Here is a 19899-nt window from a genome sequence, read left to right as displayed (position 1 = left end):
CCCAGGGCACCATGTTTTTGTCTTTCGGTGACGTGAGTCTGGCACTCAACTCACATCCCGGGACCACATTGTTCGCGGTCTCATGCAATCACATCAGACAGGCACGTTCCAGATTTCTTTCGCGTATTGGCGGATGGTGCGATCGGACGAGAACCAGCCGACGCGCGCGACGTTGCGGATTGCCCGGGCGTTCCAATCGGGGCTGTTGCGCCAGACCGCATCGACGTCGCGCTGGCAAGCGGCATAGGCATCGAAATCCGCCGCGACCATGAACCAGTCGCTGTCGTAGAGACCGTTGATGAGATCGCGGTAGCGATTGGGATCATCGGGCGAGAAGACGCCCGACGAGACGGCCGCGACCGCCTGCGCCAGTTCGGAGGAAGCCTCGATGATGCGGCGCGGGTTGTAGCCATTGTTACGCCGCTCGGCGACCTCTGCCGTGGTGAGGCCGAAGATGAAGATGTTGTCGTCGCCGACGCACTCCTTGATCTCGACATTGGCGCCATCGAGCGTACCGATGGTCAGCGCGCCGTTGAGCGCGAACTTCATGTTGCCAGTGCCCGACGCTTCCATGCCCGCGGTCGAAATCTGCTCGGACAGGTCGGCCGCCGGCATCATGATCTCGGCCAGGCTGACATTGTAGTTCGGCACGAACACCACCTTCAGCAAACCCCGAACCGCCGGATCGCGATTGATGACCCTGGCGACGTCGTTGGCGAGTTTGATGATCAGCTTGGCGTTGTGATAGCTGGGCGCGGCCTTGCCGCCGAAGAATTTCACGCGCGGCATCCAGTCGCGCTCGGGATGCGAGCGGATCTGGTCGAAGAGCGCGATCGCCTCGAGGATGTTCAGAAGCTGGCGCTTGTATTCGTGGATGCGCTTGACCTGGATGTCGAACAGTGCCGAGGGATCGACCTTGATGCCGAGCCGGTCGGCGACGAGATTGGCCAGCCGCACCTTGTTCTGCCGCTTGACGGCGGCGAATTTGTCGCGAAACGCGCTGTCGTCACCAAAGGCCTCGAGCCCTTTGATGGCGTCTATGTCGTCGAGAAAACGGTCACCGATCGTCTCGCGGGCGAGCGATGTCAGCCCGGGATTGCACTGGATCAACCAGCGCCGCGGCGTGATGCCGTTGGTCTTGTTGTTGATGCGATCAGGGTAGAGCCTGTGGAGATCGGCGAAGACCGTTTCCTTCATCAACTCGGTATGCAGCGCCGAGACGCCGTTGATCGAGTGCGAGCCGACAAAGGCCAGGTTGCCCATGCGCACGCGGCGGTCGCCATTCTCCTGGATCAGCGAGATGCGGCTGATCTGCTCGCCCGAAAATTGGTTGGTCGCGCGAGCTTCGAGCAACACCTCGGCGTTGATGGCATAAACGATCTGCATGTGGCGCGGCAAAAGCCGCTCGAACAGCGGCACCGGCCAGCTCTCCAGCGCCTCCGGCAGCAGCGTGTGGTTGGTGTAGCCGAAGGTGCGCTTGGTGATGTCCCAGGCAAGGTCGAAGTCCATGCCGTGAACATCCATCAGGAGCCGCATCAGCTCAGGCACCGCGATCGCCGGGTGGGTGTCGTTGAGGTGGATCGCCGCCTTGTCGGGCAGTGATTTCAGGTCGCCATACTGGCTGAGGTGCCGCTGCACGATGTCCTGCAGCGAGGCGGTCGAGAAGAAATACTCCTGCCGCAGCCTGAGCTCCTGCCCGGCCATATGGGAATCGGCGGGATAGAGCACGCGCGACAAAGCGTCGGCCTTGTTGCTTTCGGCAAGCGCGCCGATGTGATCGCCGGCGTTGAACTTGTCGAGCAGGATCGGATCGACCGGCATGCCCGACCACAGCCGCAGCGTGTTGACGCGGTTTCCCCGCCAGCCGACCACGGGCGTGTCGTAGGCGACGGCGAGCACGTGCTCGGTCGGCTTCCAGACATGGCGTTCGAGCCGGCCGTCCTTGGTGGTGATGGATTCGACGGAACCGCCGAAGCCGACCTCGAAGGAGCGTTCGCGCCGCTCGAATTCCCAGGGGTTGCCGTGGTCGAGCCAGGTCTCGGGCAGCTCGACCTGCCAGCCATCGTGAATCTCCTGGCGGAACATGCCGTTGGCGTAGCGGATGCCGTATCCATGCGCGGGAATGTCGACGGTCGCCATGCTTTCCATGAAGCAGGCGGCGAGCCGGCCAAGGCCGCCATTGCCGAGCGCCGCATCCGGCTCCAACGCCGCAATAACGTCGAGGTCGACGCCGAGCGAGGTCAGTGCCTCGCGCATGTTCTCCATCAGTCCGAGATTGGAAAAGGCGTCGCGCATCAGGCGGCCGATAAGGAACTCCAGCGACAGGTAGTAGACGCGCTTTTCCCGCTGGTCGTAGGCCTCTTTCGTCGCCTGCATCCAGTGGTCGACGATGCGGTCGCGCACGACCTTGATCGAGGCGGTCAGCCAGTCGTACTGGGTCGCGACTGTGGTGTCCTTGCCGACCCTGTATTTGAGGGACATCAAGACTTCTTCGGCGAGCGTTCTGGGATCGGGATTGTCGAAAGCGGGGGCTTCGATCGTCATGGCGGATGTCATATCGCCTCTCGTTCAGTTGGCCTGATCATACCGGCTTTCACAGTTTCTCCCAGCCTATCTTAGTGCATTGCAGCATGTCTTCAATCGATTTAAACCATTGCCGGGTTAAATGCCCCTGCGGCAATTGGCAAGATCAGGCCGCCAGGACCTCCGGCGGTGCCTTGGCCCCGGTCATGAAGGCTACCGCATCGGACATCGTGTATTGTTTGGGGTCGATGACGGCCAGGCGACGGCCCAGCCGATGGATGTGGATACGGTCGGCGACCTCGAAGACATGCGGCATATTGTGTGAAATGAGCACAATCGGAAGGCCGCGTTTCTTGACGTCGAGGATCAGTTCGAGCACGCGGCGGCTCTCCTTGACACCGAGCGCCGCGGTCGGCTCGTCCATGATGACCATCTTCGAGCCGAAGGCGGCGGCGCGTGCCACGGCAACGCCCTGACGTTGGCCGCCAGACAGCGTCTCCACCGCCTGGCTGATGTTCTGGATCGTCATCAGACCGAGTTCGGTCAGTTTGTCGCGCGCGCGCTTTTCCATCACCGGACGGTCGAGCATGCGAAGCCATCGACCAAGGAAACCCGGCTTGCGGATTTCGCGGCCAAGAAACATGTTGTCGGCTATGGACAGTGCCGGCGACAGAGCCAGGTTCTGGTAGACGGTTTCGATACCCGCTTCGCGGGCTTCCATCGGGGACTTGAAGGCAATCGGTTTGCCCTCGAGCCGGATCTCTCCCTCATCCGGCGTCACCGCGCCGGAAATGGCCTTGATGAGAGATGACTTGCCGGCACCGTTGTCGCCGATCACGGCGAGGATTTCTCCGGGGTAGAGATCGAAGTCGGCGCTGTCGAGGGCAGTGACGCGACCGTAACGCTTGATCAGGCCGCGCGCGGTGAGGATGGGTTCCTGAGCCTGGGTCATGCCGAGATCTTCCTGATCCATTGGTCGATGCCGACCGCGACGATGATAAGGGCGCCGACCGACAATTGCGTCCATTGGGGATCCGTTCCCCACAACCGCAATCCCAGTGCGAACACGCCGACGATCAGAGCACCGAAGATGGTGCCGAGGATGGAGCCTCGTCCGCCAAACAGCGAGGTACCGCCGATCACCACGGCCGTGATCGAATTGATGTTCTCGAACTGGCCGGCCTGAGGCGAGACCGAACCGATGCGCCCGATCAGCGCCCAGCCGGCAATGGCGCAAATGATGCCCGTCAGCGTGTAGACCACGAGCAGCATCCGGTCGACACGGACACCCGACAGTTCGGCTGCCTCCGGGTCGTCACCCACCGCGTAGACATGCCGGCCCCAGGCAGTCTGGTTGAGCACGTACCAGGCGATCGCCGCCATGATCAGCATCAGAAGCACGCCGTAGGTGAAGACGGCGCCGCCGACCTTGAACGAGTTGCCGAAGAATTGCAGCAATGGCGCCGTTGCCTCGAGGTCCTGGCTGCGGATGGTCTCGTTGCCCGAATAGATGAAGTTGATGGCAGCGTAGATCGACCAGGTGCCGAGCGTCACGATGAAGGGCGGCAGTTTCACCCTGGCAATGAGGACGCCATTGACCAGGCCGCAAAGCGCGCCGACAAGCAGCCCGACGGCGACGGCCACGGGTGCCGGGGCACCGTAGTGCATGGCAAACTGGCCCATGACGACAGAACTCAGGACCATGATGGCACCAACCGACAGGTCGATGCCGGCGGTCAGCACCACCAGCGTCTGGGCGATGCCGACCATACCGGTTATCGCCACCTGCTGCAGGATCAGCGTCAGCGTGAAGGGGGAGAAGAAGCGGCCACCGACAACGACGCCGAACAGGATCACCGAAAGCACGAGGATGATCAGGGGCACCATTGCCGGGCTTTTGTGGAGCCTGTGCTGGATGCTTTCCAGCGGGGTGCGCGAATGCGTGTCGAAGGAAGCGACGCTGACGTCGCTCGCGGCCAACGCCTTTTCGAACTCCTGTGGTCCGCTGACTTTGGTTGTCTCGATGCTCAACTCGGCCTCCCCGCCTTATGTGTGGAGCGGCAGGAGCCGCCCCACACTATTTTTTCTTATGGTCTTTTCGAAAATGAGCCGATCAGGCGATCAAATCAACCCCAGCACTTGGCGAGACCTGCCTTGGTGTCGATGGAATCGACGCCGGCAGCGGGCTTGTCAGTGATCAGCGTCACACCGGTATTGTAGAAGTTCAAGCCGGGCGACGGTTCAGGCTTCTTGCCGGTGTCGGCGAAAGCCTTGATCGCCTCGATGCCAAGCGAGGCCATCAGCAAGGGATATTGCTGGGAGGTGGCGCCGATAATACCTTCCGCCACATTCTTGACGCCCGGGCAGCCGCCGTCGATCGAAACGATCAACACGTCCTTCTCCTTGCCAACCGCCTTCAACGCCTGGTAGGCGCCCGCGGCGGCGGGTTCATTGATGGTATAGACGACGTTGATGTTCGGGTCTTTCTGCAGGCAGTTCTCCATGGCGGTATGGCCGCCATCCTCATTGCCGCCCGATAGATCGTGGCAGACATTGCGCGGATCCTTTTCGTCACCGATCTTCTTGGGATCGTTGACGTCGATTCCGAAGCCCTTCATGAAGCCCTGGTCACGCTGCACGTCGACCGATGGCTGGCTGGCTATCAGATCCATGTAGGCAATGTGGGCATCCTTGGCCTTGTCGCCCAAAGTCGCTTTTGCCCATGAGCCGATGAGTTCGCCGGCTTTGAAATTGTCGGTTGCAAATGTCGCATCCGCGGCATCGGCGGGCTCAAGCTGCGTGTCCAGCGCGATCACGAGAAGTCCGGCGTCTCGCGCCTTCTTGACCGCCGGCACGATAGCGGCCGTGTCGGTGGCGGTGATCAGAATACCCTTGGCGCCATCGGCGATGCAGGATTCGATCGCCGCGACCTGGCCTTCATTGTCGCCTTCGGCCTTGCCGGCATAGGCTTTGAGATCGACGCCGATTTCCTTGGCCTTCGCCGTGGCGCCTTCCTTCATCTTGACAAAGAAGGGATTGGTGTCGGTCTTGGTGATCAGGCAAGCGCTGACATTGGCAGCGAACGCGGCCGGTGCAAACGCCATCACGCCGAGCGCGGCGGCGGCAAAAACTGTTGCTTTCAATACTCTTTTGTCGGTCACGATTGTCCTCCCAGTGGAACCATTTCGGGTGCCGGCCAACCGGCATCCATACAAGCATCCAAACAAACCATCCCAGCGTGGATGCCGGCTTTAGCAGACACCAGACCGCGCTGGCTGTCAATAATTAAATCACTCTTATTTATTATTGACACACTTGCCTTGACCGCTCATTCTGGCCCAAAGCCCCGAGGGGAATTAACGGGAGGACCAGGGTGGAGACCGGCAGTGCGAGGCACGGTTCGCCCGAGGCAGCCGAGAGTCGGCTTCACCGAGGCACCAATCAGAGCGGGATGCGGGACCACAATGAGCGGCTCGTGCTTTCGCTGGTGCGCCAGCATGGCAGCCTCGCCAAATCCGACATCGCCCGTATGACCGGACTTTCGGCTCAGACCGTTTCAGTCATCATGCGGGAACTTGAAGACGACAATCTTCTCGTGCGTCAGGCGCCGTTGCGCGGCAAGATCGGCCAACCGTCCATTCCGATGGCGCTCAATCCGGAAGGTGCGTATTTCATAGGCCTGAAGATCGGCCGGCGCAGCGCCGAACTCGTGCTGATTGATTTCCTCGGCAATGTCCGTTCGATGTTGCAGCACTCCTACCGCTACCCGGCGCCGCGCGAGACAGTGGAATTCGTCACCTCGGGCATGGAAAAGATGCGCGCAGAACTCAGCCCGGCTCAGAACAAGCGCATTGCCGGGCTCGGCATCGCCATGCCGTTCGAATTGTGGAACTGGGCCGATAGGGCCAACGCGCCCCGGGACGTGATGGATGAATGGCGCCACCGCGACATCAGGGCCGAGATCCAGTTGCAGTGCGAATTTCCCGTCTACCTTCAAAACGACGCCACCTCGGCTTGTGGCGCCGAACTCGTCTTCGGCCAGGCAGGAGCCGCCCGCGACTTCGTCTATTTCTATATCGGCGCCTTTGCCGGCGGCGGCATCGTGCTGAATGGACGCCTCTATGGTGGCCCTACCGGCAATGCCGGCGCGCTGGGCTCCATGCCGGTGCCAGGCCCCGAGGGCAAGCCAACCCAGTTGATCGACATCGCATCGATCACCATGCTGGAAAAGGCGCTCAACGCCCGCGGTGTCGAAGCTTCACATCTGTGGACGTCTCCGGAAGACTGGGGCGAGATCGGCGTCGAGCTCGACGATTGGATCGCCAGCGCCTCGCGGGCGCTGGCCTACGCCATCGTGGCGGCCTCTTCCGTCATCGATTTCGAGGCGGCGGTGATCGACGGCTGGATGCCGCTCACCGTACGGCGGCGGCTGGTCGATGCCGTCATCGAAGCCATCGGCACTGTTGACGGCGAAGGATTGAGGCTTCCAGCCGTCCGCGAGGGAACAGTCGGCATCCACGCTCGGGCCCTTGGTGGTGCCAGCCTGCCGCTTTCGGAGCGTTTCCTCGTCGGTTCGACCACGATTTCCAGGAGCGCCTGAATGCTGATCGGAATACCGGCGCTACTCGGTCCGGAACTCCTGGCGACCCTGCGCGCCATGGGGCATGGCGACGAGATCGCCCTGGTCGATGGAAACTATCCGGCCGAGGAGCAGGCAAGACGCCTCGTCCGGGCCGACGGTCATCCCCTCATTCCGATGCTCGACGCGATCCTGAGCATCCTGCCGGTCGACGACGTCGTCCCGGAGGCGTTGTTTCGCGCCTCGGTGAAGGGCGATCCGTCACTCGCCGACCCCGTCCATCATGAGATGGAGGCGATCTGTGCCAAACGCGTGCCGGGCCGCAAGGTGGTTGCGCTGGCCGGCGCCGACTTCTATGCACGGGTCAAATCGGCGCACGCTATCGTCGCGACAAGCGAGCCGCGACTTTACGCCAACATCATCATCCGTAAGGGCGTGATCTATCCGCCGGAGACCAAGAAGCCATGATCCTCTGCTGCGGCGAAGCCCTGATCGACATGCTGCCGCGCACCACGACGGAAGGGGAGCCGGCCTTTGCTCCCTATGTCGGCGGTGCGGTGTTCAACACTGCGATCGCGCTTGGCCGGCTCGGTGCGCCGGCCGGCTTCTTCTCTGGCCTGTCATCGGATCTTTTCGGCGGCCAATTCCGGGACGCGCTGGGAGCGAGCAAGGTCAGTTCCACCTATGCCCACACGTCGCCGAGACCGACGACGCTGGCCTTCGTAAAACTGAACAATGGCCAGGCGACCTACACCTTCTATGACGAGAACACCGCCGGGCGCATGCTGACCATCGACGACCTGCCGCAGCTCGGGTCCGAGATCGAGGCGATGCTGTTCGGCGCCATCAGCCTGATCTCGGAGCCTGCTGGATCCGCCTATGAGGAATTCATGAAGCGCGAGCATGGCCATCGCGTCATGATGCTCGATCCCAACATCCGGCCTAATTTCATCCCGGACAAGGCCAAGCACCTCAGACGTATCCGCGCCATGATGGCGATGGCCGACATCGTAAAGCTCTCGGACGAAGACCTCCATTGGTTCGGCGAAGCCGGTTCGCGTGAAGACGTCGTGCGCAACTGGCTCGATCGCGGACCGAAGCTCATCGTCGTCACGCATGGCAGCGAAGGCGCCGTCGGCTACACCAAGGATCATGCCGTCACCGTGATGCCGGAGAAGGTCACGGTGGTCGATACGGTCGGCGCCGGCGACACGTTCAACGCAGGCATCCTTGCCTCCCTGCATGAACAAGGCCTGCTGACGAAGGCGGCCATAGGCGAGCTTACACAGGAGACCATCCGCAAGGCACTGTCGCTCGGCGCCAAGGCGGCGGCGGTGACGGTGTCGCGCGCCGGCGCCAATCCACCCTGGCGGCACGAGATCGGCTGATACGCGCCCCAGCCGATCACTTTATGTTTCCATGGGCTGGAAAAGCGCGACAGAGAACGCCCCAAATGCGCCCTGAAGGCCGGATTTCCGGCTTTTGGGCGCTATGCGCCGGCAAAAGGCGGTAACGAGCTGCGACACTGGCGCAATTCGCCCTGCCCTCGGCCGGCTTTTTCAGCCGCGCCAAGTCTGTTACCAGCAGGCCGGTTTATTGGCAGCTTTGAGGCCGACATGCAGTTCATCGATCTTGGCGCGCAACGCGAACGAATCCGCGACCGGCTGAAAGCCGCGATCGACCATGTCGTCGAGGACGGCCGCTACATTCTCGGCCCCCAGGTCGCGGAATTCGAGAAGAAGCTTGCCGCCTATGTTGGCACCAAGCATGTCGTGGCCTGCGCCAACGGCACCGACGCGCTGCTGCTGCCGCTGTTTGCCGCTGGCATCGGTCCGGGCGATGCCGTATTCGTGCCGAGCTTCACTTTCGCCGCCACGGCTGAAGTGGTGGCGCTGGCCAAGGCGGAGCCTGTGTTCGTCGACGTTGACGCCAAGACCTACAACATCGACATCGCCAGCCTCGAAGCCGCGATCGCGATGATCAAGAAGGAAGGCCGGCTGAAACCGAAGGCGATCATCCCGGTTGACCTGTTCGGCCTAGCCGCCGACTACGAAGCCATAATGGCCATCGCCAACCGCGAAGGCTTGATGGTGATCGAGGACGCCGCCCAGTCGATGGGCGGGTCGCTTGACGGCAAGATGTGCGGTGCCTTCGGACATGTCGGCTCGACCAGCTTCTATCCAGCCAAGCCGCTTGGCTGCTATGGCGACGGCGGCGCGATGTTCACCAACGACGACGCACTGGCCGACAAGCTGCGTTCCTTTGCCTTCCACGGCAAGGGCGAGACGCAATATGACAACGTCCGTGTCGGTATCAATTCTCGCCTCGACACGCTGCAGGCGGCGATCCTTATCGAGAAGCTGGCCATTCTGGAAGATGAAATGGTCGCGCGCCAAATTGTGGCAAATCGCTATGCCGAAGGCCTCGGCGACATTGTCACCGCCGCCCGCAATCTCGACGGCAGCCGCTCGGCGTGGGCGCAGTACGCCATCGAAACCCCGAAGCGCGACGGGCTGAAGGCGCATCTGAGCGAAAAGGGCATCCCGTCGGTCATCTACTACGTCAAGCCGCTGCATGAGCAGGTCGCCTATCGCGACTATCCGCGCACGCCGACGCGTCTTGCCGTTTCGGAGGAATTGCCGAAGCGTATCCTGTGCCTGCCGATGCACCCCTATTTGAGCGAAGCCGACCAGGACCGAATCATAGAGACGATCCGCAACTATATCGGTTCGAACTCGGCGCAGGCCGCGGCCGAGTAACCGTTAGTCACAGGCGGGGCTGGTCCCTGCCCTGCCGCTGGCGATGAAATGCGGATTGGCGAAATCCTCGTCGTCGACCTGATCGCGTTTGCCATAGGCCAGAGGCTTGCCGTCCAGTGTGCACGTCGTGCCGCCCGCCGCGCGAAGCACGGCGTCGCCTGCAGCGGTGTCCCATTCCATGGTGCGGCCGAAACGCGGATAGACATCCGCCTCGGCACTGGCGAGAAGGCAGAATTTCAAGGAAGATCCGACCGAAACGATCTCGGCGGCACCGAGGTCGCGAATATAGGCTTCGGTTTCCGGCGTGTTGTGGGAGCGGCTGGCCACCACCGCCAGCGGGGCCGCGGCCGTTCTCACCGAAATCGGCCGGCGAGCGACGATCTGGAAGTCGCCATCGATTTCGAGAGCTTCCGCCCTGCCCGGCCGGCCGGAAAAGAAACGGCCGCTGCAGGGGGCGAAGACGACGCCGACTTCCGGCACGCCACGACGGACAAGCGCGATGTTGACGGTGAAGTCGGTGCGGCGATTGACGAATTCCTTGGTGCCGTCGAGCGGATCGATGAGGAAGAAGGCCTTGCCAAGATCGGCAGGCATGACGCCGGCGGCCGCTTCCTCTTCAGCCACGCACGGAATGTCGGGGAATGCGGCGCGCAGGCCGGCGAGAATGATCTTCTCGCTTTCGCGATCGGCCTCGGTCACCGGCGAGGAGTCCGATTTCCGGTCCACCGCGCAACCGGCGTGAAACACACGCATGACCTCGCGTCCAGCCGCCAGCGCCAGATGCTCGAAGATTTCGAGCATCGACCTGTCGTCAGATGCCGCCGCCGTTGTCGTATTGATCTTCGGCAATGTCACGCTCATTCAGCCAGTGTTCCAGGGCATCTACCATCTCTTCCGCCGATTTGCCGAGCGTCTTCAGATGGATTTCCGGTTTTTCCGGCGCCTCGTATGGCGAATCGACACCGGTGAAATTCTTGATCTCGCCATTCAGCGCACGGGCGTAGAGGCCCTTTGGATCCCGCCTGGCGCATTCCTCGAAGGGTGTGTCGACAAACACTTCGATGAACTCGCCATCGGCCATCAGCTCGCGCGCCATTCGCCGCTCGGCGCTGAACGGCGAAATGAAGGAGACAATGACGATCAATCCGGCATCAGCCATCAGCCTGGCCACTTCGGCGACGCGGCGGATGTTCTCGACGCGGTCGGCATCGGTAAAGCCGAGATCGCGGTTGAGACCGTGACGGACATTGTCGCCATCCAGGATATAGGTGTGCCGGCCGGTGGCGAACAGCTTCTTCTCGAACAGGTTGGCGATGGTCGATTTGCCGGAGCCCGAAAGCCCGGTGAACCAGAACACAGCAGGCCGCTGGTTCTTCATGTCGGCACGCACGCGCTTGCCGACATCGAGCGATTGCCAGTGGATGTTTTCAGCACGGCGCAGCGAGTGCACGATCATGCCGGCACCGACGGTGGCGTTGCTGATGCGATCGATCAGGATGAAGGCGCCGGTGGTGCGGTTCTCGGCGAAAGGATCGAAGGCAATCGGCGCCCGCGTCGAGATGTTGCAGATGCCGACTTCATTCATCTCAAGCGACTTGGCCGCCTCATGGGCGAAGTCGTTGACGTTGATGCGGTATTTCAGGTCGGTGACAGTGGCGCTGGTCTGGTCGGTTTCGGTGCGCAGGATGTAGGAGCGGCCCGGCAGCAGCGCATGCTCGTCAAACCAGACGATGTTGGCGGCGAACTGATCGGCGACCTGCGGCCTGGCTGCCGGCGAAACCAGCATGTTGCCTCTGGAAATCTCGACCTCGTCCTCAAGAACAAGCGTGATGGCTTGACCGGCGACCGCCTGTTTGAGATCGCCGCCATGAGCGACGATGCGCTTGACATGCGAGGATTTGCCGGATTTGGCGACGACGATCTCATCGCCCTGCGAGACCGAACCTGAAGCAATCGTGCCGGCAAAACCACGGAAGTCGAGATTGGGGCGATTGACGTACTGGACCGGGAAACGGAACGGCAGCTCGACGGTCGCCTCCTCGACCGAGACGGCCTCGAGGTGCTCGACCAGCGTCGGGCCGGAATACCATTTCATGTTTTCAGAGCGGCTGCTGACATTGTCCCCGTAGCGAGCCGACATCGGGATCGGCACGATGGTCTGGAAGCCGAGATCGCGTGAGAACTGCCGGTAGTCTTCGACGATCCGGTCGAAGATCAACTGGTCGAAATCGACGAGATCGATCTTGTTGACGGCAAGCACGATGTGGCGGATGCCGAGCAACGAGGCGATGATCGAATGGCGCCTGGTTTGGCGCAACACCCCTTGTCGCGCATCGATCAGCACGATCGCCAGGTCGGCGGTCGAAGCGCCTGTCGCCATGTTGCGCGTATATTGTTCGTGGCCGGGCGTGTCTGCGACGATGAACTTGCGCCTGGGCGTGGCAAAGAAACGATAGGCGACGTCGATGGTGATGCCTTGCTCGCGTTCAGCCTCGAGACCATCGACCAGCAGTGCGAAGTCGATGTCGTCGCCGGTGGTGCCATGCTTGCGCGAATCGCGCTCGAGCGCGGCGAGCTGATCCTCGAAAATCTGCTTGGTATCAGACAAAAGGCGACCGATCAGCGTCGACTTGCCGTCATCGACCGAACCGCAGGTGAGGAAGCGCAGCAGCGACTTCTTTTCTTGCGCCGCAAGGTAATCGCGAACGCTGTCGGTGGGGGCGAGGCTCTTGGCCATGATGTGGCGCATGGTCAGAAATACCCCTCGCGCTTCTTCTTTTCCATGGAACCCGCCTCATCACGGTCGATCAGGCGACCCTGGCGTTCGGAAGTGCGTGCGGTCAGCATCTCACCAACGATGGCTTCGAGCGTGTCGGCATCGGATTCGATGGCGCCGGTCAACGGATAGCAGCCCAAAGTGCGGAAACGCACGAGCCGGTCCTCCACGATCTCGCCGGGACGCAGTTTCATGCGCTCGTCGTCCTTGAGGATCAGCATGCCGTCGCGTTCCACCACCGGCCGTTGCTTGGCGAAATAGAGCGGCACGATCGGGATGTTCTCCTGCAGGATGTACTGCCAGATATCGAGCTCGGTCCAGTTCGACAGCGGAAAGACGCGGATCGATTCACCCGAGGCGATGCGGGTGTTGAATATCTTCCACATTTCGGGCCGCTGGTTCTTCGGATCCCAGACATGCTGGGCATTGCGGAACGAGAAGATGCGCTCCTTGGCGCGCGACTTTTCCTCGTCGCGGCGGGCACCGCCGAAGGCGGCATCGAAACCGTATTTGTCGAGCGCCTGGCGCAGCGCCACGGTCTTCATGACATGGGTATGGGTGTTCGAACCGTGATCGAACGGATTTATGTTGTCGCGCACGCCGTCTTCGTTGACATGGACCAGCAGGTCGAAGCCCAGCTTCTGCGCCATCTGATCGCGAAAGGCGATCATCTCGCGGAATTTCCAGGTGGTATCGACGTGAAGAAAGGGGAATGGTGGCTTGGCGGGATAAAACGCCTTCATCGCTAGATGCATCAGCACGGATGAATCCTTGCCGACCGAATAAAGCATGACCGGCTTGGCGAAGGCGGCCGCAACTTCGCGGAATATATGGATGGACTCAGCTTCAAGCCGCTGCAGATGCGTAAGCGCTATTGTCATAGACTGTGAGCGTTCTCTCATGCCTTGCGACAGAAGACCTCAAACCATCGAGCCTTTTCGCGCCCGGTTCAAGCTTCGCTTCTGGACAAAGTGTTTCGTGCGGGCGTTCTAGCAGATCGGCGCGCCCCAGAACAATGCAAGACGAGCCCGGCAGCGGCCAGTTCGGGAATGAATTTTCCATGCTTTCGCCAGAACCCGGAAATTTCCGTTCGCAATGCCTCCGGTCGGCAAGATGCGGGAAAAATATTGCTCGGGAGAACGCGACGGCAGCGCTCCTTGAGCCCTCCCTGATCTGCCGGCCCGGCCGTCAATTTTCAGTGGCAATCAATCCGACGCACTATCGAAAAGCGAGCCCAGCCGCTATACCAGCCGGAGGCGGGCAACATGCGTCGTGAGGCGTGGACAATTTCGAGGCGAGCACATTCGGGTCCACTAAAAAGATGTGCCGCATAAAGCTTCTCGAGAATAGCGAGCCCGCAACTTGAACCAGCTTTTGTCTATAAGGCAGCGACTGACGCCTTCACGGGTCAATATCTACTTCTCCATTATTTGCTTCTTTTTTCCACCGGTTCTGGGATCGGTGGTGAGCTTCGTGTTCAATGGCGGCGGCCTGTGGTCCGTCCTGTTGATCGCCTTCAAGAAAAGACGCTTCAATATCGATCGAGCGATGATGGCGCTGATGGTCTTCCTGTTGTCGGGAACCTACCTTGCGTGCGGACGCCAGGCCCCATTGGCGGAAGAGCAGACACGCCCGCCCCTGACTGAAAAACAAATCCCTCCGCCGGCGATGGAAGAGCAGGCGCCTCCATCCGCCGCCCAATGGCCGTTCCGGGCAAGTCGATGAAAGTCCTGGTCACGGGCGCGACAGGCTTCATCGGCCGCCAGGTGGTCCATCGGCTTCGTGAGGCCGGCGTCGAGCTTCGCCTCGCCTCGCGCCAACCGGAGGGACTTGATCCAGGGTCCGGCGCGATGCTGATGCCGGGTTTCGATGCGCCGGCCGCGGCCTTCCTGGCGTTGACCCGGGATGTTACGGATGTCGTCCACTGCGCGGGCCTGAACAATGATGAAGGCAGTACCACCGAGGCCGATTTCAAGGCAGCCAATGCGGAATTGAGCGCACGGTTGGCCTATGCCGCCGCCACGCAGGCAAGCGGACGCTTCATCCTTCTCTCCTCGATCCGGGCCGTGATTGGCGCACGTGTCAGCGCAACGATCAATGAGAATACGATGCCCGACCCGCAATGCGCCTATGGGCGCTCGAAGCGCGAAGCGGAGATCAGGATACTGGACGCCTATGCCTCGCACGGCCGTTCCGATGCCACCGTGTTGCGGTTGCCTCCGGTCTATGGAGCCGGCATGAGAGGAAATCTGGCGACGCTGATGCGCCTGGCCGATACGGCCCTGCCGCTGCCGACAGGCGCGCTGACCGGGAAACGCTCGCTGCTGTCATCGCTGTCGGCGGCAGGAGCCGTATGGCATCTGCTGAACCGTCCGGAGCCGCTTCGCCCGATCTACATCGCCAGCGATGTGCCCCCGGTTTCGGTCGCGGCCATCGTCGGCGCCTTTCGCAGCGGCTTCGGAAGGCCGACGCGCCTGATGGCCGTGCAGGCCGGACCGCTCCGGGCAGCCGCGATCCTCGCACGCAAGCGCCCGTTATGGGATAGCATGACCGCGACGCAGATATGCGACCCTTCCCTGCTCGTATCAGAAGGCTGGCTGCCGGAAACCCACACGCTGGAGCGGTTGGCCGCAATAGCGCGGTTGGAAAAATCCCGACTTCTTTAACCCCTGATCCAAACCGGCGCCCAATTTTGGAAGCGTTTTTTTGTCTGACCACGATCTTTCCAAAAACCGGCGTCCACTTTTTGGGATCGTGGTCTGTTCAACCGCGATAGAGCGTTCCAAGCAGGATTCGCAGATCGAGCCAGAGCGACGCCGTCCGGAGATAGGTTGCGTCGGTTTCGGCAAGGAGCTGCGGGGTGGACATGTCGATGCCCCTGATCTGTGCCAGACCGGTTATGCCTGGACGTGCCGCAAGAACGCCCAAGCGCCGGCGGCACTCGATCAATTCCGTTTGGGTCGGCAGGCAGGGACGCGGCCCGACCAGGCTCATCTCGCCCTTCAGAACGTTCCAGAACTGCGGCAACTCATCGAGCTTGAACTTCCGAAGGACCTTTCCGACCGATGTTACGGCGCTCACAGGCGCCTCATGCGAAGGCAAGGACAGCGTGCCGAGATACATGGTCCTCAACTTGTGACAGCGAAAAGGCGCACCGTCGCGGCCTACCCGCGTTTGGGAAAAAATCACCGGCCCCGGTGACGATGCCCGAACGGCAACGACAGCAAGCAATAGAACAGGAGATGTGGCCACCAGCAGCAACGCCGCACCGGCAAGATCGAAGATTTTCTTGGCTGTCTTCATGAACGACCGATCATGCTCCCTGACAAAGCTCCGTCCGACAACACCGCGGACGAAGCCTGTCAATTCGGCCGACGTAGCACGGGCTCGCTTCTCGACCAAGCGCGCCGTGAACTGTTGGATGTTCAGATGCGCCCCAGGACGAAAGCGGAATAGAGCCGGCAACCTCACCCTTGAGCAGGCGGCCAAGCCGCGAGACCCTGGCCTGCCACGATGCGTCGGCGCCGACCAGATTTTCAAACACTCACTATCCGCAATGGGTTAAGTCTCATGCCCAGCCGCTTTCGGAATAACGTGCGCGAAGACTTTGACACTAAAGCGGAGCTAGATCGAATACCATCCGTCATCAGCCACCTGTTCTTAGCCAAGTCTTCGGCCCCCGCCGCCCCATCGCATAGCGTGGACTTGAGGTCATCGCCAGAGATTTTTTTATAGGTCATTCGATTGGACCCGGTTCGCCGATCAAGACGTCGTTCAACCAAGGTAATTCTGCAGACTGGCCGCAAGACTGGAGGCCACCATCGCCATAGGCAATTGTGGCTTGTCTATGCACATTCGTTCGGCTTAATGCAGCCTCCAGCCAATATTCGAACCGTTGCGGATGCACTATTTTGAAGGTGCCCAGAAACCACTACGCGCTTTTTGGTTGACAGAGGAGCCTACTGCAATATGACGGCCTTCCCTCTCACCAGCCAAAGCGAAGTGATGAAATTTGGATCGAGTGGCCTTCGAGGCTTGGCTTCGGAACTGGTCGGCAAACCGAGCGGACTTTATACCGAGGCTTTCGCATGGCGCTTGGCCGCCGGCGGAATACAGCCGAAGGCCAGGGTGCTGGTAGGTCGCGACCTGCGCGACAGCAGCCCCACTATCGCCACCAACTGCATGGCGGCCCTGGCGGCAAGCGGACTGCAACCCATCGATTGCGGCGCCATTCCAACACCAGCTTTGGCACTGTGTGGCCGGCAACATGGGCTGGCGGCGTTGATGGTGACGGGTTCGCACATTCCAGCGGATCGCAACGGCATCAAATTCTACAGTCCGCATGGCGAGATCAGCAAGGCCGACGAGGCCGCCATGGCACATTATGCTGCTGAACGGTCGGATTCCTATTGCCCGCCGCCTCCAATGGGAACGGCTTTTCCGGCACACCACGATCAGGCGATGGCCGCCTATCGCAGGCGCGCCGAAGACATATTGGAGCCTGGCTCCCTTTCAGGCATGAGGGTCGGCGTTTATCAGCACAGTTCGGTCGCGGCGGATCTGCTGGTCGAGATTCTCCAATCCCTGGGCGCCAGTGTGACGCCCGTCGGGAAATCCGATACGTTCGTTCCCGTCGATACCGAAGCCGTGAGCGCCGCCACACTGGCAAAATTCAAAGGCTGGGCTCGAGAATTCAAACTCGACGCCATCGTTTCGACGGATGCCGATGCCGATCGTCCGCTCATCACCGACGAGAACGGCGATCTCTTTCGCGGCGACCTGATCGGCCTCGCCACTGCTTTGTTCTTGCGGGCAGACATTGTCGTGACGCCGGTGACCTCCAATTCGGGCATTTCGAACGCCTTCGGTTTCGAGGTCGTGAGAACAAGGGTCGGGTCCCCCTTCGTCATTGAAGCCATGGAAGCGTCATACCGTGCCGGCCGTATCGTCATCGGCTTCGAGGCCAATGGCGGCGTTCTCCTGGGGTCGGATTGTATCCTGCATGGAAAAATTTTGACGGCGTTGCCGACACGCGATTCGTTGCTCCCTATCCTCGCCGTCCTTGGCCTGGTCGCATCGACAGGAAATACGCTGTCGCATCAGCGCGAGTTCTGGAAGCTTCCGGCATGCGCCAGCGAACGCCTCGAGAACTTCCCGGTGGACAGTTCGCGCGGCTTGATGCTTCAGCTCGCCGATCGGGATCAACTACAGCGATTTCTCGCGCCCTTCGGGACTGTTGCCGAGGTCGACAAGACTGACGGCCTCAGAGCACGAATGCAGACCGGCGAGATCATCCATCTGCGGCCGTCCGGCAACGCGCCGGAGTTCCGCTGCTACTCGGAGGCTGAAAATCATGAAAGGGCAACAGCGATCGTGGCGCTGACGCTTGAGAGGGCGCGGGCAATCACATCGACAAACGAAACAGAGGCCGTGTCATGAAAGTGGTTCCCGTCATCATCAGTGGTGGAGCCGGATCGCGGCTATGGCCCGCATCGAGGCAATCGCACCCCAAGCCTTTCCTCAAAGTGGCAGACGGGCATTCTCTTATTCAGCACACCGTGTTGCGAGCCGCTTCGATGAAAGGTGTCGTGGAACTCGTTGTGGTCACGTCCGGGGAACACCTCTTTCTGACGAAGGACGGTTTCGACGAACTGGATGCGGTGATACTGCCACGCACGTTTCTGCTTGAGCCCGAAGGCCGGGATACGGCCGCCGCCGTGGCGGCCGCTGTCATCCATGCGAAGGCAACGCACGGTCCCGATGCGATTCTATGCATCTTCCCGGCGGATCACATGATCGGCAACCTGCCTGCCTTTCTGAGCGTCATGGGCCGGGCCATCGAACATGCAAAACTCGGGCGGATCGCGACATTGGGCATCAGCCCGACCAGACCGGACACGGCATTCGGCTACATCGAGGCGGATGGCGAGAAAGTCGTCCGTTTCGTTGAAAAACCGGATCTCGAGACGGCCAAGGCCTATGTCGCATCCAAACGCTTCTTCTGGAATGGCGGCATCTTCTGCTTCAGCGCGCAGACCATGCTCGACGAAATGACTTTGCATTGCCCCGCCGTGATCCAGGCTGTTTCCGACAGCTATGAGAACGGCCGCTTCAGCGAAGGCGAAGGCTTTGCCAAAATCGAACTCGCGCCGGAGTATTTTGGCTCCGCCCCGCAGATCTCGATCGATCGCGCGGTCATGGAGAAAACGAGCAATCTTGCCATGATTCCCTGCGACATGGATTGGAACGACATCGGATCCTGGAACGCAATGGCCGATTTGATCGCTCCCGACGAAAGCGGGAACAGGATACGCGGCGACGTCCACATGGTCGACACGACCGGCAGCTATGTGAGTTCGGACAAGCGCGTCATCGGCACGGTCGGCGTCAGCGATCTGGTGATCGTGGATTCCCCGGACGCGCTGCTTGTGGCGTCCCGCGACCGCGTCCAGGACGTCAAGAAGCTGTTCGAGGGCCTCAAGGCTTCTGGTCACCAAGCGCATTTGCTTCACAGCACGGTTCACCGCCCGTGGGGTACCTATACGGTTCTGGAGGAAGGCGAGCGCTTCAAGATCAAGCGGATCGAGGTGAAGCCTGGCCGGCGTCTGAGCCTGCAGATGCACTATCATCGCTCGGAGCACTGGGTGGTGGTCAGCGGCTCCGCGAAAATAGTCAACGGCGATCAGGAATTGTTCCTGGCCACCAACGAGTCGACCTACATTCCCTCCGGTCACAAACATCGGCTGGAAAATCCGGGCAGAATTGACCTGGTGATCATTGAGGTGCAAAGCGGCGACTATCTCGGCGAGGACGATATCGTCAGGTTCGACGACGCTTACGGACGGATGTAGTTTTTCCTGCATCACGAGAACGCGAATGTGTGGCTGGCTGACCACCAGCAGGAATGGCGCTCCTCCACAACTGCCTTGGATTCATTTTTCCTTCAAACCAGAGGTCGGAAGCCTACGGCCTATCGCTGGCCGAGGCAGCCATGTGCGGCAAGCCGATGATTTCGTGCGAAGTCGGGACGGGAACAAGTTATGTGAACAAGGCTGGCGAGACCGGGCTGGTCGTTCCGCCTTTCCGATCCAGAACGACTGACGAAGCGATGGAGCGGTTCGTCGATTCGCCGGCTGAAGCAGCGAAATGGGGGCGAGCCGCCCGAGATCGCTATATCAGCCTTTTTACGGCGGACAGGATGGGAAGGGCGTATGCCGATCTCTATCATCAACTCGACAGCCGTCGACGCTGAATGTCACGAT

16 protein-coding genes and 1 pseudogene are annotated in these 19899 nt (G+C 61.0%); 9 read left to right on the top strand and 8 right to left on the bottom strand.

What is annotated here, in order from left to right; all coding sequences use genetic code 11:
* Positions 1-93: 93 nt before the first annotated feature.
* From FJW03_RS04030 to FJW03_RS04015, 4 genes are all read right to left on the bottom strand, one after another.
* Entirely contained in the window at positions 94-2556 is a 2463-nt protein-coding gene (locus FJW03_RS04030) for a glycogen/starch/alpha-glucan phosphorylase (RefSeq protein WP_140761324.1), read from the bottom strand.
* Between the two features lie 133 nt (positions 2557-2689).
* Positions 2690-3475 (bottom strand): ATP-binding cassette domain-containing protein, encoded by a 786-nt coding sequence (locus FJW03_RS04025; RefSeq protein WP_140761327.1) that lies wholly within the window; start codon positions 3473-3475, stop codon positions 2690-2692.
* Positions 3472-4554: an ABC transporter permease gene (locus FJW03_RS04020; protein WP_140761329.1), complete on the bottom strand. Its 1083-nt coding sequence runs from the start codon at positions 4552-4554 to the stop codon at positions 3472-3474. Before FJW03_RS04020 ends, FJW03_RS04025 begins: the two co-directional genes overlap by 4 nt.
* Positions 4555-4649: 95 nt before the next feature.
* Positions 4650-5627, bottom strand: coding sequence for a sugar ABC transporter substrate-binding protein (locus FJW03_RS04015; protein ID WP_181165605.1), 978 nt, complete (start codon positions 5625-5627; stop codon positions 4650-4652).
* Between the two features lie 269 nt (positions 5628-5896).
* Between FJW03_RS04015 and FJW03_RS04010 the strand changes: the two genes are divergently transcribed.
* The 4 genes from FJW03_RS04010 to FJW03_RS03995 all read left to right on the top strand — a co-directional run bounded on the left by FJW03_RS04010 (position 5897) and on the right by FJW03_RS03995 (position 9861).
* Positions 5897-7123 (top strand): ROK family transcriptional regulator, encoded by a 1227-nt coding sequence (locus FJW03_RS04010; protein ID WP_140610031.1) that lies wholly within the window; start codon positions 5897-5899, stop codon positions 7121-7123.
* Positions 7124-7570, top strand: coding sequence for an RbsD/FucU family protein (locus tag FJW03_RS04005; protein ID WP_140610032.1), 447 nt, complete (start codon positions 7124-7126; stop codon positions 7568-7570).
* Positions 7567-8490: a carbohydrate kinase family protein gene (locus FJW03_RS04000; RefSeq protein WP_140761332.1), complete on the top strand. Its 924-nt coding sequence runs from the start codon at positions 7567-7569 to the stop codon at positions 8488-8490. Before FJW03_RS04005 ends, FJW03_RS04000 begins: the two co-directional genes overlap by 4 nt.
* A 228-nt stretch (positions 8491-8718) precedes the next feature.
* Positions 8719-9861 carry a DegT/DnrJ/EryC1/StrS family aminotransferase gene (locus FJW03_RS03995; protein WP_140761335.1) on the top strand — a complete coding sequence of 381 codons (1143 nt, stop codon included), beginning with the start codon at positions 8719-8721 and terminating at the stop codon, positions 9859-9861.
* A 3-nt stretch (positions 9862-9864) separates the two neighbouring features.
* Here the strand turns inward: FJW03_RS03995 and cysQ are convergent, their stop codons facing one another.
* From cysQ to cysD, 3 genes are read right to left on the bottom strand one after another with little or no spacing between them, the layout of a single operon-like run.
* Positions 9865-10662 carry a 3'(2'),5'-bisphosphate nucleotidase CysQ gene (gene cysQ, locus FJW03_RS03990; RefSeq protein ID WP_181165606.1) on the bottom strand — a complete coding sequence of 266 codons (798 nt, stop codon included), beginning with the start codon at positions 10660-10662 and terminating at the stop codon, positions 9865-9867.
* Positions 10663-10672: 10 nt separating this feature from the next.
* Entirely contained in the window at positions 10673-12610 is a 1938-nt protein-coding gene (gene cysN / locus FJW03_RS03985) for a sulfate adenylyltransferase subunit CysN (protein WP_181173165.1), read from the bottom strand.
* 2 nt (positions 12611-12612) lie between these two features.
* Entirely contained in the window at positions 12613-13518 is a 906-nt protein-coding gene (gene cysD / locus FJW03_RS03980) for a sulfate adenylyltransferase subunit CysD (RefSeq protein WP_140610036.1), read from the bottom strand.
* Between the two features lie 481 nt (positions 13519-13999).
* Between cysD and FJW03_RS03975 the strand changes: the two are divergent.
* Positions 14000-14203: pseudogene (locus FJW03_RS03975) on the top strand (O-antigen ligase family protein); the annotation flags it as partial.
* 155 nt (positions 14204-14358) lie between these two features.
* The gene (locus FJW03_RS03970) at positions 14359-15303 is read left to right on the top strand and encodes an NAD-dependent epimerase/dehydratase family protein (RefSeq protein ID WP_140610037.1); all 945 of its coding nucleotides are present in this window, start codon (positions 14359-14361) and stop codon (positions 15301-15303) included.
* A 97-nt stretch (positions 15304-15400) separates the two neighbouring features.
* Here the strand turns inward: FJW03_RS03970 and FJW03_RS03965 are convergent, their stop codons facing one another.
* The gene (locus FJW03_RS03965; RefSeq protein ID WP_140610038.1) at positions 15401-15940 is read right to left on the bottom strand and encodes a sugar transferase; all 540 of its coding nucleotides are present in this window, start codon (positions 15938-15940) and stop codon (positions 15401-15403) included.
* A gap of 666 nt (positions 15941-16606) precedes the next feature.
* Between FJW03_RS03965 and FJW03_RS03960 the strand changes: the two genes are divergently transcribed.
* From FJW03_RS03960 to FJW03_RS03950, 3 genes are read left to right on the top strand one after another with little or no spacing between them, the layout of a single operon-like run.
* Complete coding sequence (locus tag FJW03_RS03960) at positions 16607-18076, top strand: phosphomannomutase (RefSeq protein ID WP_140761340.1); 1470 nt, start codon at positions 16607-16609, stop codon at positions 18074-18076.
* Positions 18073-19488, top strand: a complete 1416-nt coding sequence (locus tag FJW03_RS03955; RefSeq protein WP_140761343.1) for a mannose-1-phosphate guanylyltransferase/mannose-6-phosphate isomerase — start codon at positions 18073-18075, stop codon at positions 19486-19488. Before FJW03_RS03960 ends, FJW03_RS03955 begins: the two co-directional genes overlap by 4 nt.
* A 53-nt stretch (positions 19489-19541) precedes the next feature.
* Positions 19542-19889: a glycosyltransferase gene (locus FJW03_RS03950; protein ID WP_226890578.1), complete on the top strand. Its 348-nt coding sequence runs from the start codon at positions 19542-19544 to the stop codon at positions 19887-19889.
* Positions 19890-19899: the final 10 nt, after the last annotated feature.

It is taken from the genome of Mesorhizobium sp. B4-1-4 (assembly GCF_006439395.2).
In the GTDB taxonomy this organism is placed as follows: domain Bacteria; phylum Pseudomonadota; class Alphaproteobacteria; order Rhizobiales; family Rhizobiaceae; genus Mesorhizobium.
This window is presented reverse-complemented; position numbering and strand designations above follow the sequence as displayed.

Coding starts and splice junctions, on each gene's coding strand:
- FJW03_RS04015 (WP_181165605.1), bottom strand. CDS start 5,627: ATGGCGTTTGCACCGGCCGCGTTCGCTGCCAATGTCAGCGCTTGCCTG.
- FJW03_RS04000 (WP_140761332.1), top strand. CDS start 7,567: ATGATCCTCTGCTGCGGCGAAGCCCTGATCGACATGCTGCCGCGCACC.
- FJW03_RS03950 (WP_226890578.1), top strand. CDS start 19,542: ATGGCGCTCCTCCACAACTGCCTTGGATTCATTTTTCCTTCAAACCAG.
- FJW03_RS04025 (WP_140761327.1), bottom strand. CDS start 3,475: ATGACCCAGGCTCAGGAACCCATCCTCACCGCGCGCGGCCTGATCAAG.
- FJW03_RS03955 (WP_140761343.1), top strand. CDS start 18,073: ATGAAAGTGGTTCCCGTCATCATCAGTGGTGGAGCCGGATCGCGGCTA.
- cysD (WP_140610036.1), bottom strand. CDS start 13,518: ATGACAATAGCGCTTACGCATCTGCAGCGGCTTGAAGCTGAGTCCATC.
- FJW03_RS03960 (WP_140761340.1), top strand. CDS start 16,607: ATGACGGCCTTCCCTCTCACCAGCCAAAGCGAAGTGATGAAATTTGGA.
- FJW03_RS04030 (WP_140761324.1), bottom strand. CDS start 2,556: ATGACATCCGCCATGACGATCGAAGCCCCCGCTTTCGACAATCCCGAT.
- FJW03_RS04005 (WP_140610032.1), top strand. CDS start 7,124: ATGCTGATCGGAATACCGGCGCTACTCGGTCCGGAACTCCTGGCGACC.
- cysN (WP_181173165.1), bottom strand. CDS start 12,610: ATGCGCCACATCATGGCCAAGAGCCTCGCCCCCACCGACAGCGTTCGC.
- cysQ (WP_181165606.1), bottom strand. CDS start 10,662: ATGCTCGAAATCTTCGAGCATCTGGCGCTGGCGGCTGGACGCGAGGTC.
- FJW03_RS03965 (WP_140610038.1), bottom strand. CDS start 15,940: ATGAAGACAGCCAAGAAAATCTTCGATCTTGCCGGTGCGGCGTTGCTG.
- FJW03_RS03995 (WP_140761335.1), top strand. CDS start 8,719: ATGCAGTTCATCGATCTTGGCGCGCAACGCGAACGAATCCGCGACCGG.
- FJW03_RS03970 (WP_140610037.1), top strand. CDS start 14,359: ATGAAAGTCCTGGTCACGGGCGCGACAGGCTTCATCGGCCGCCAGGTG.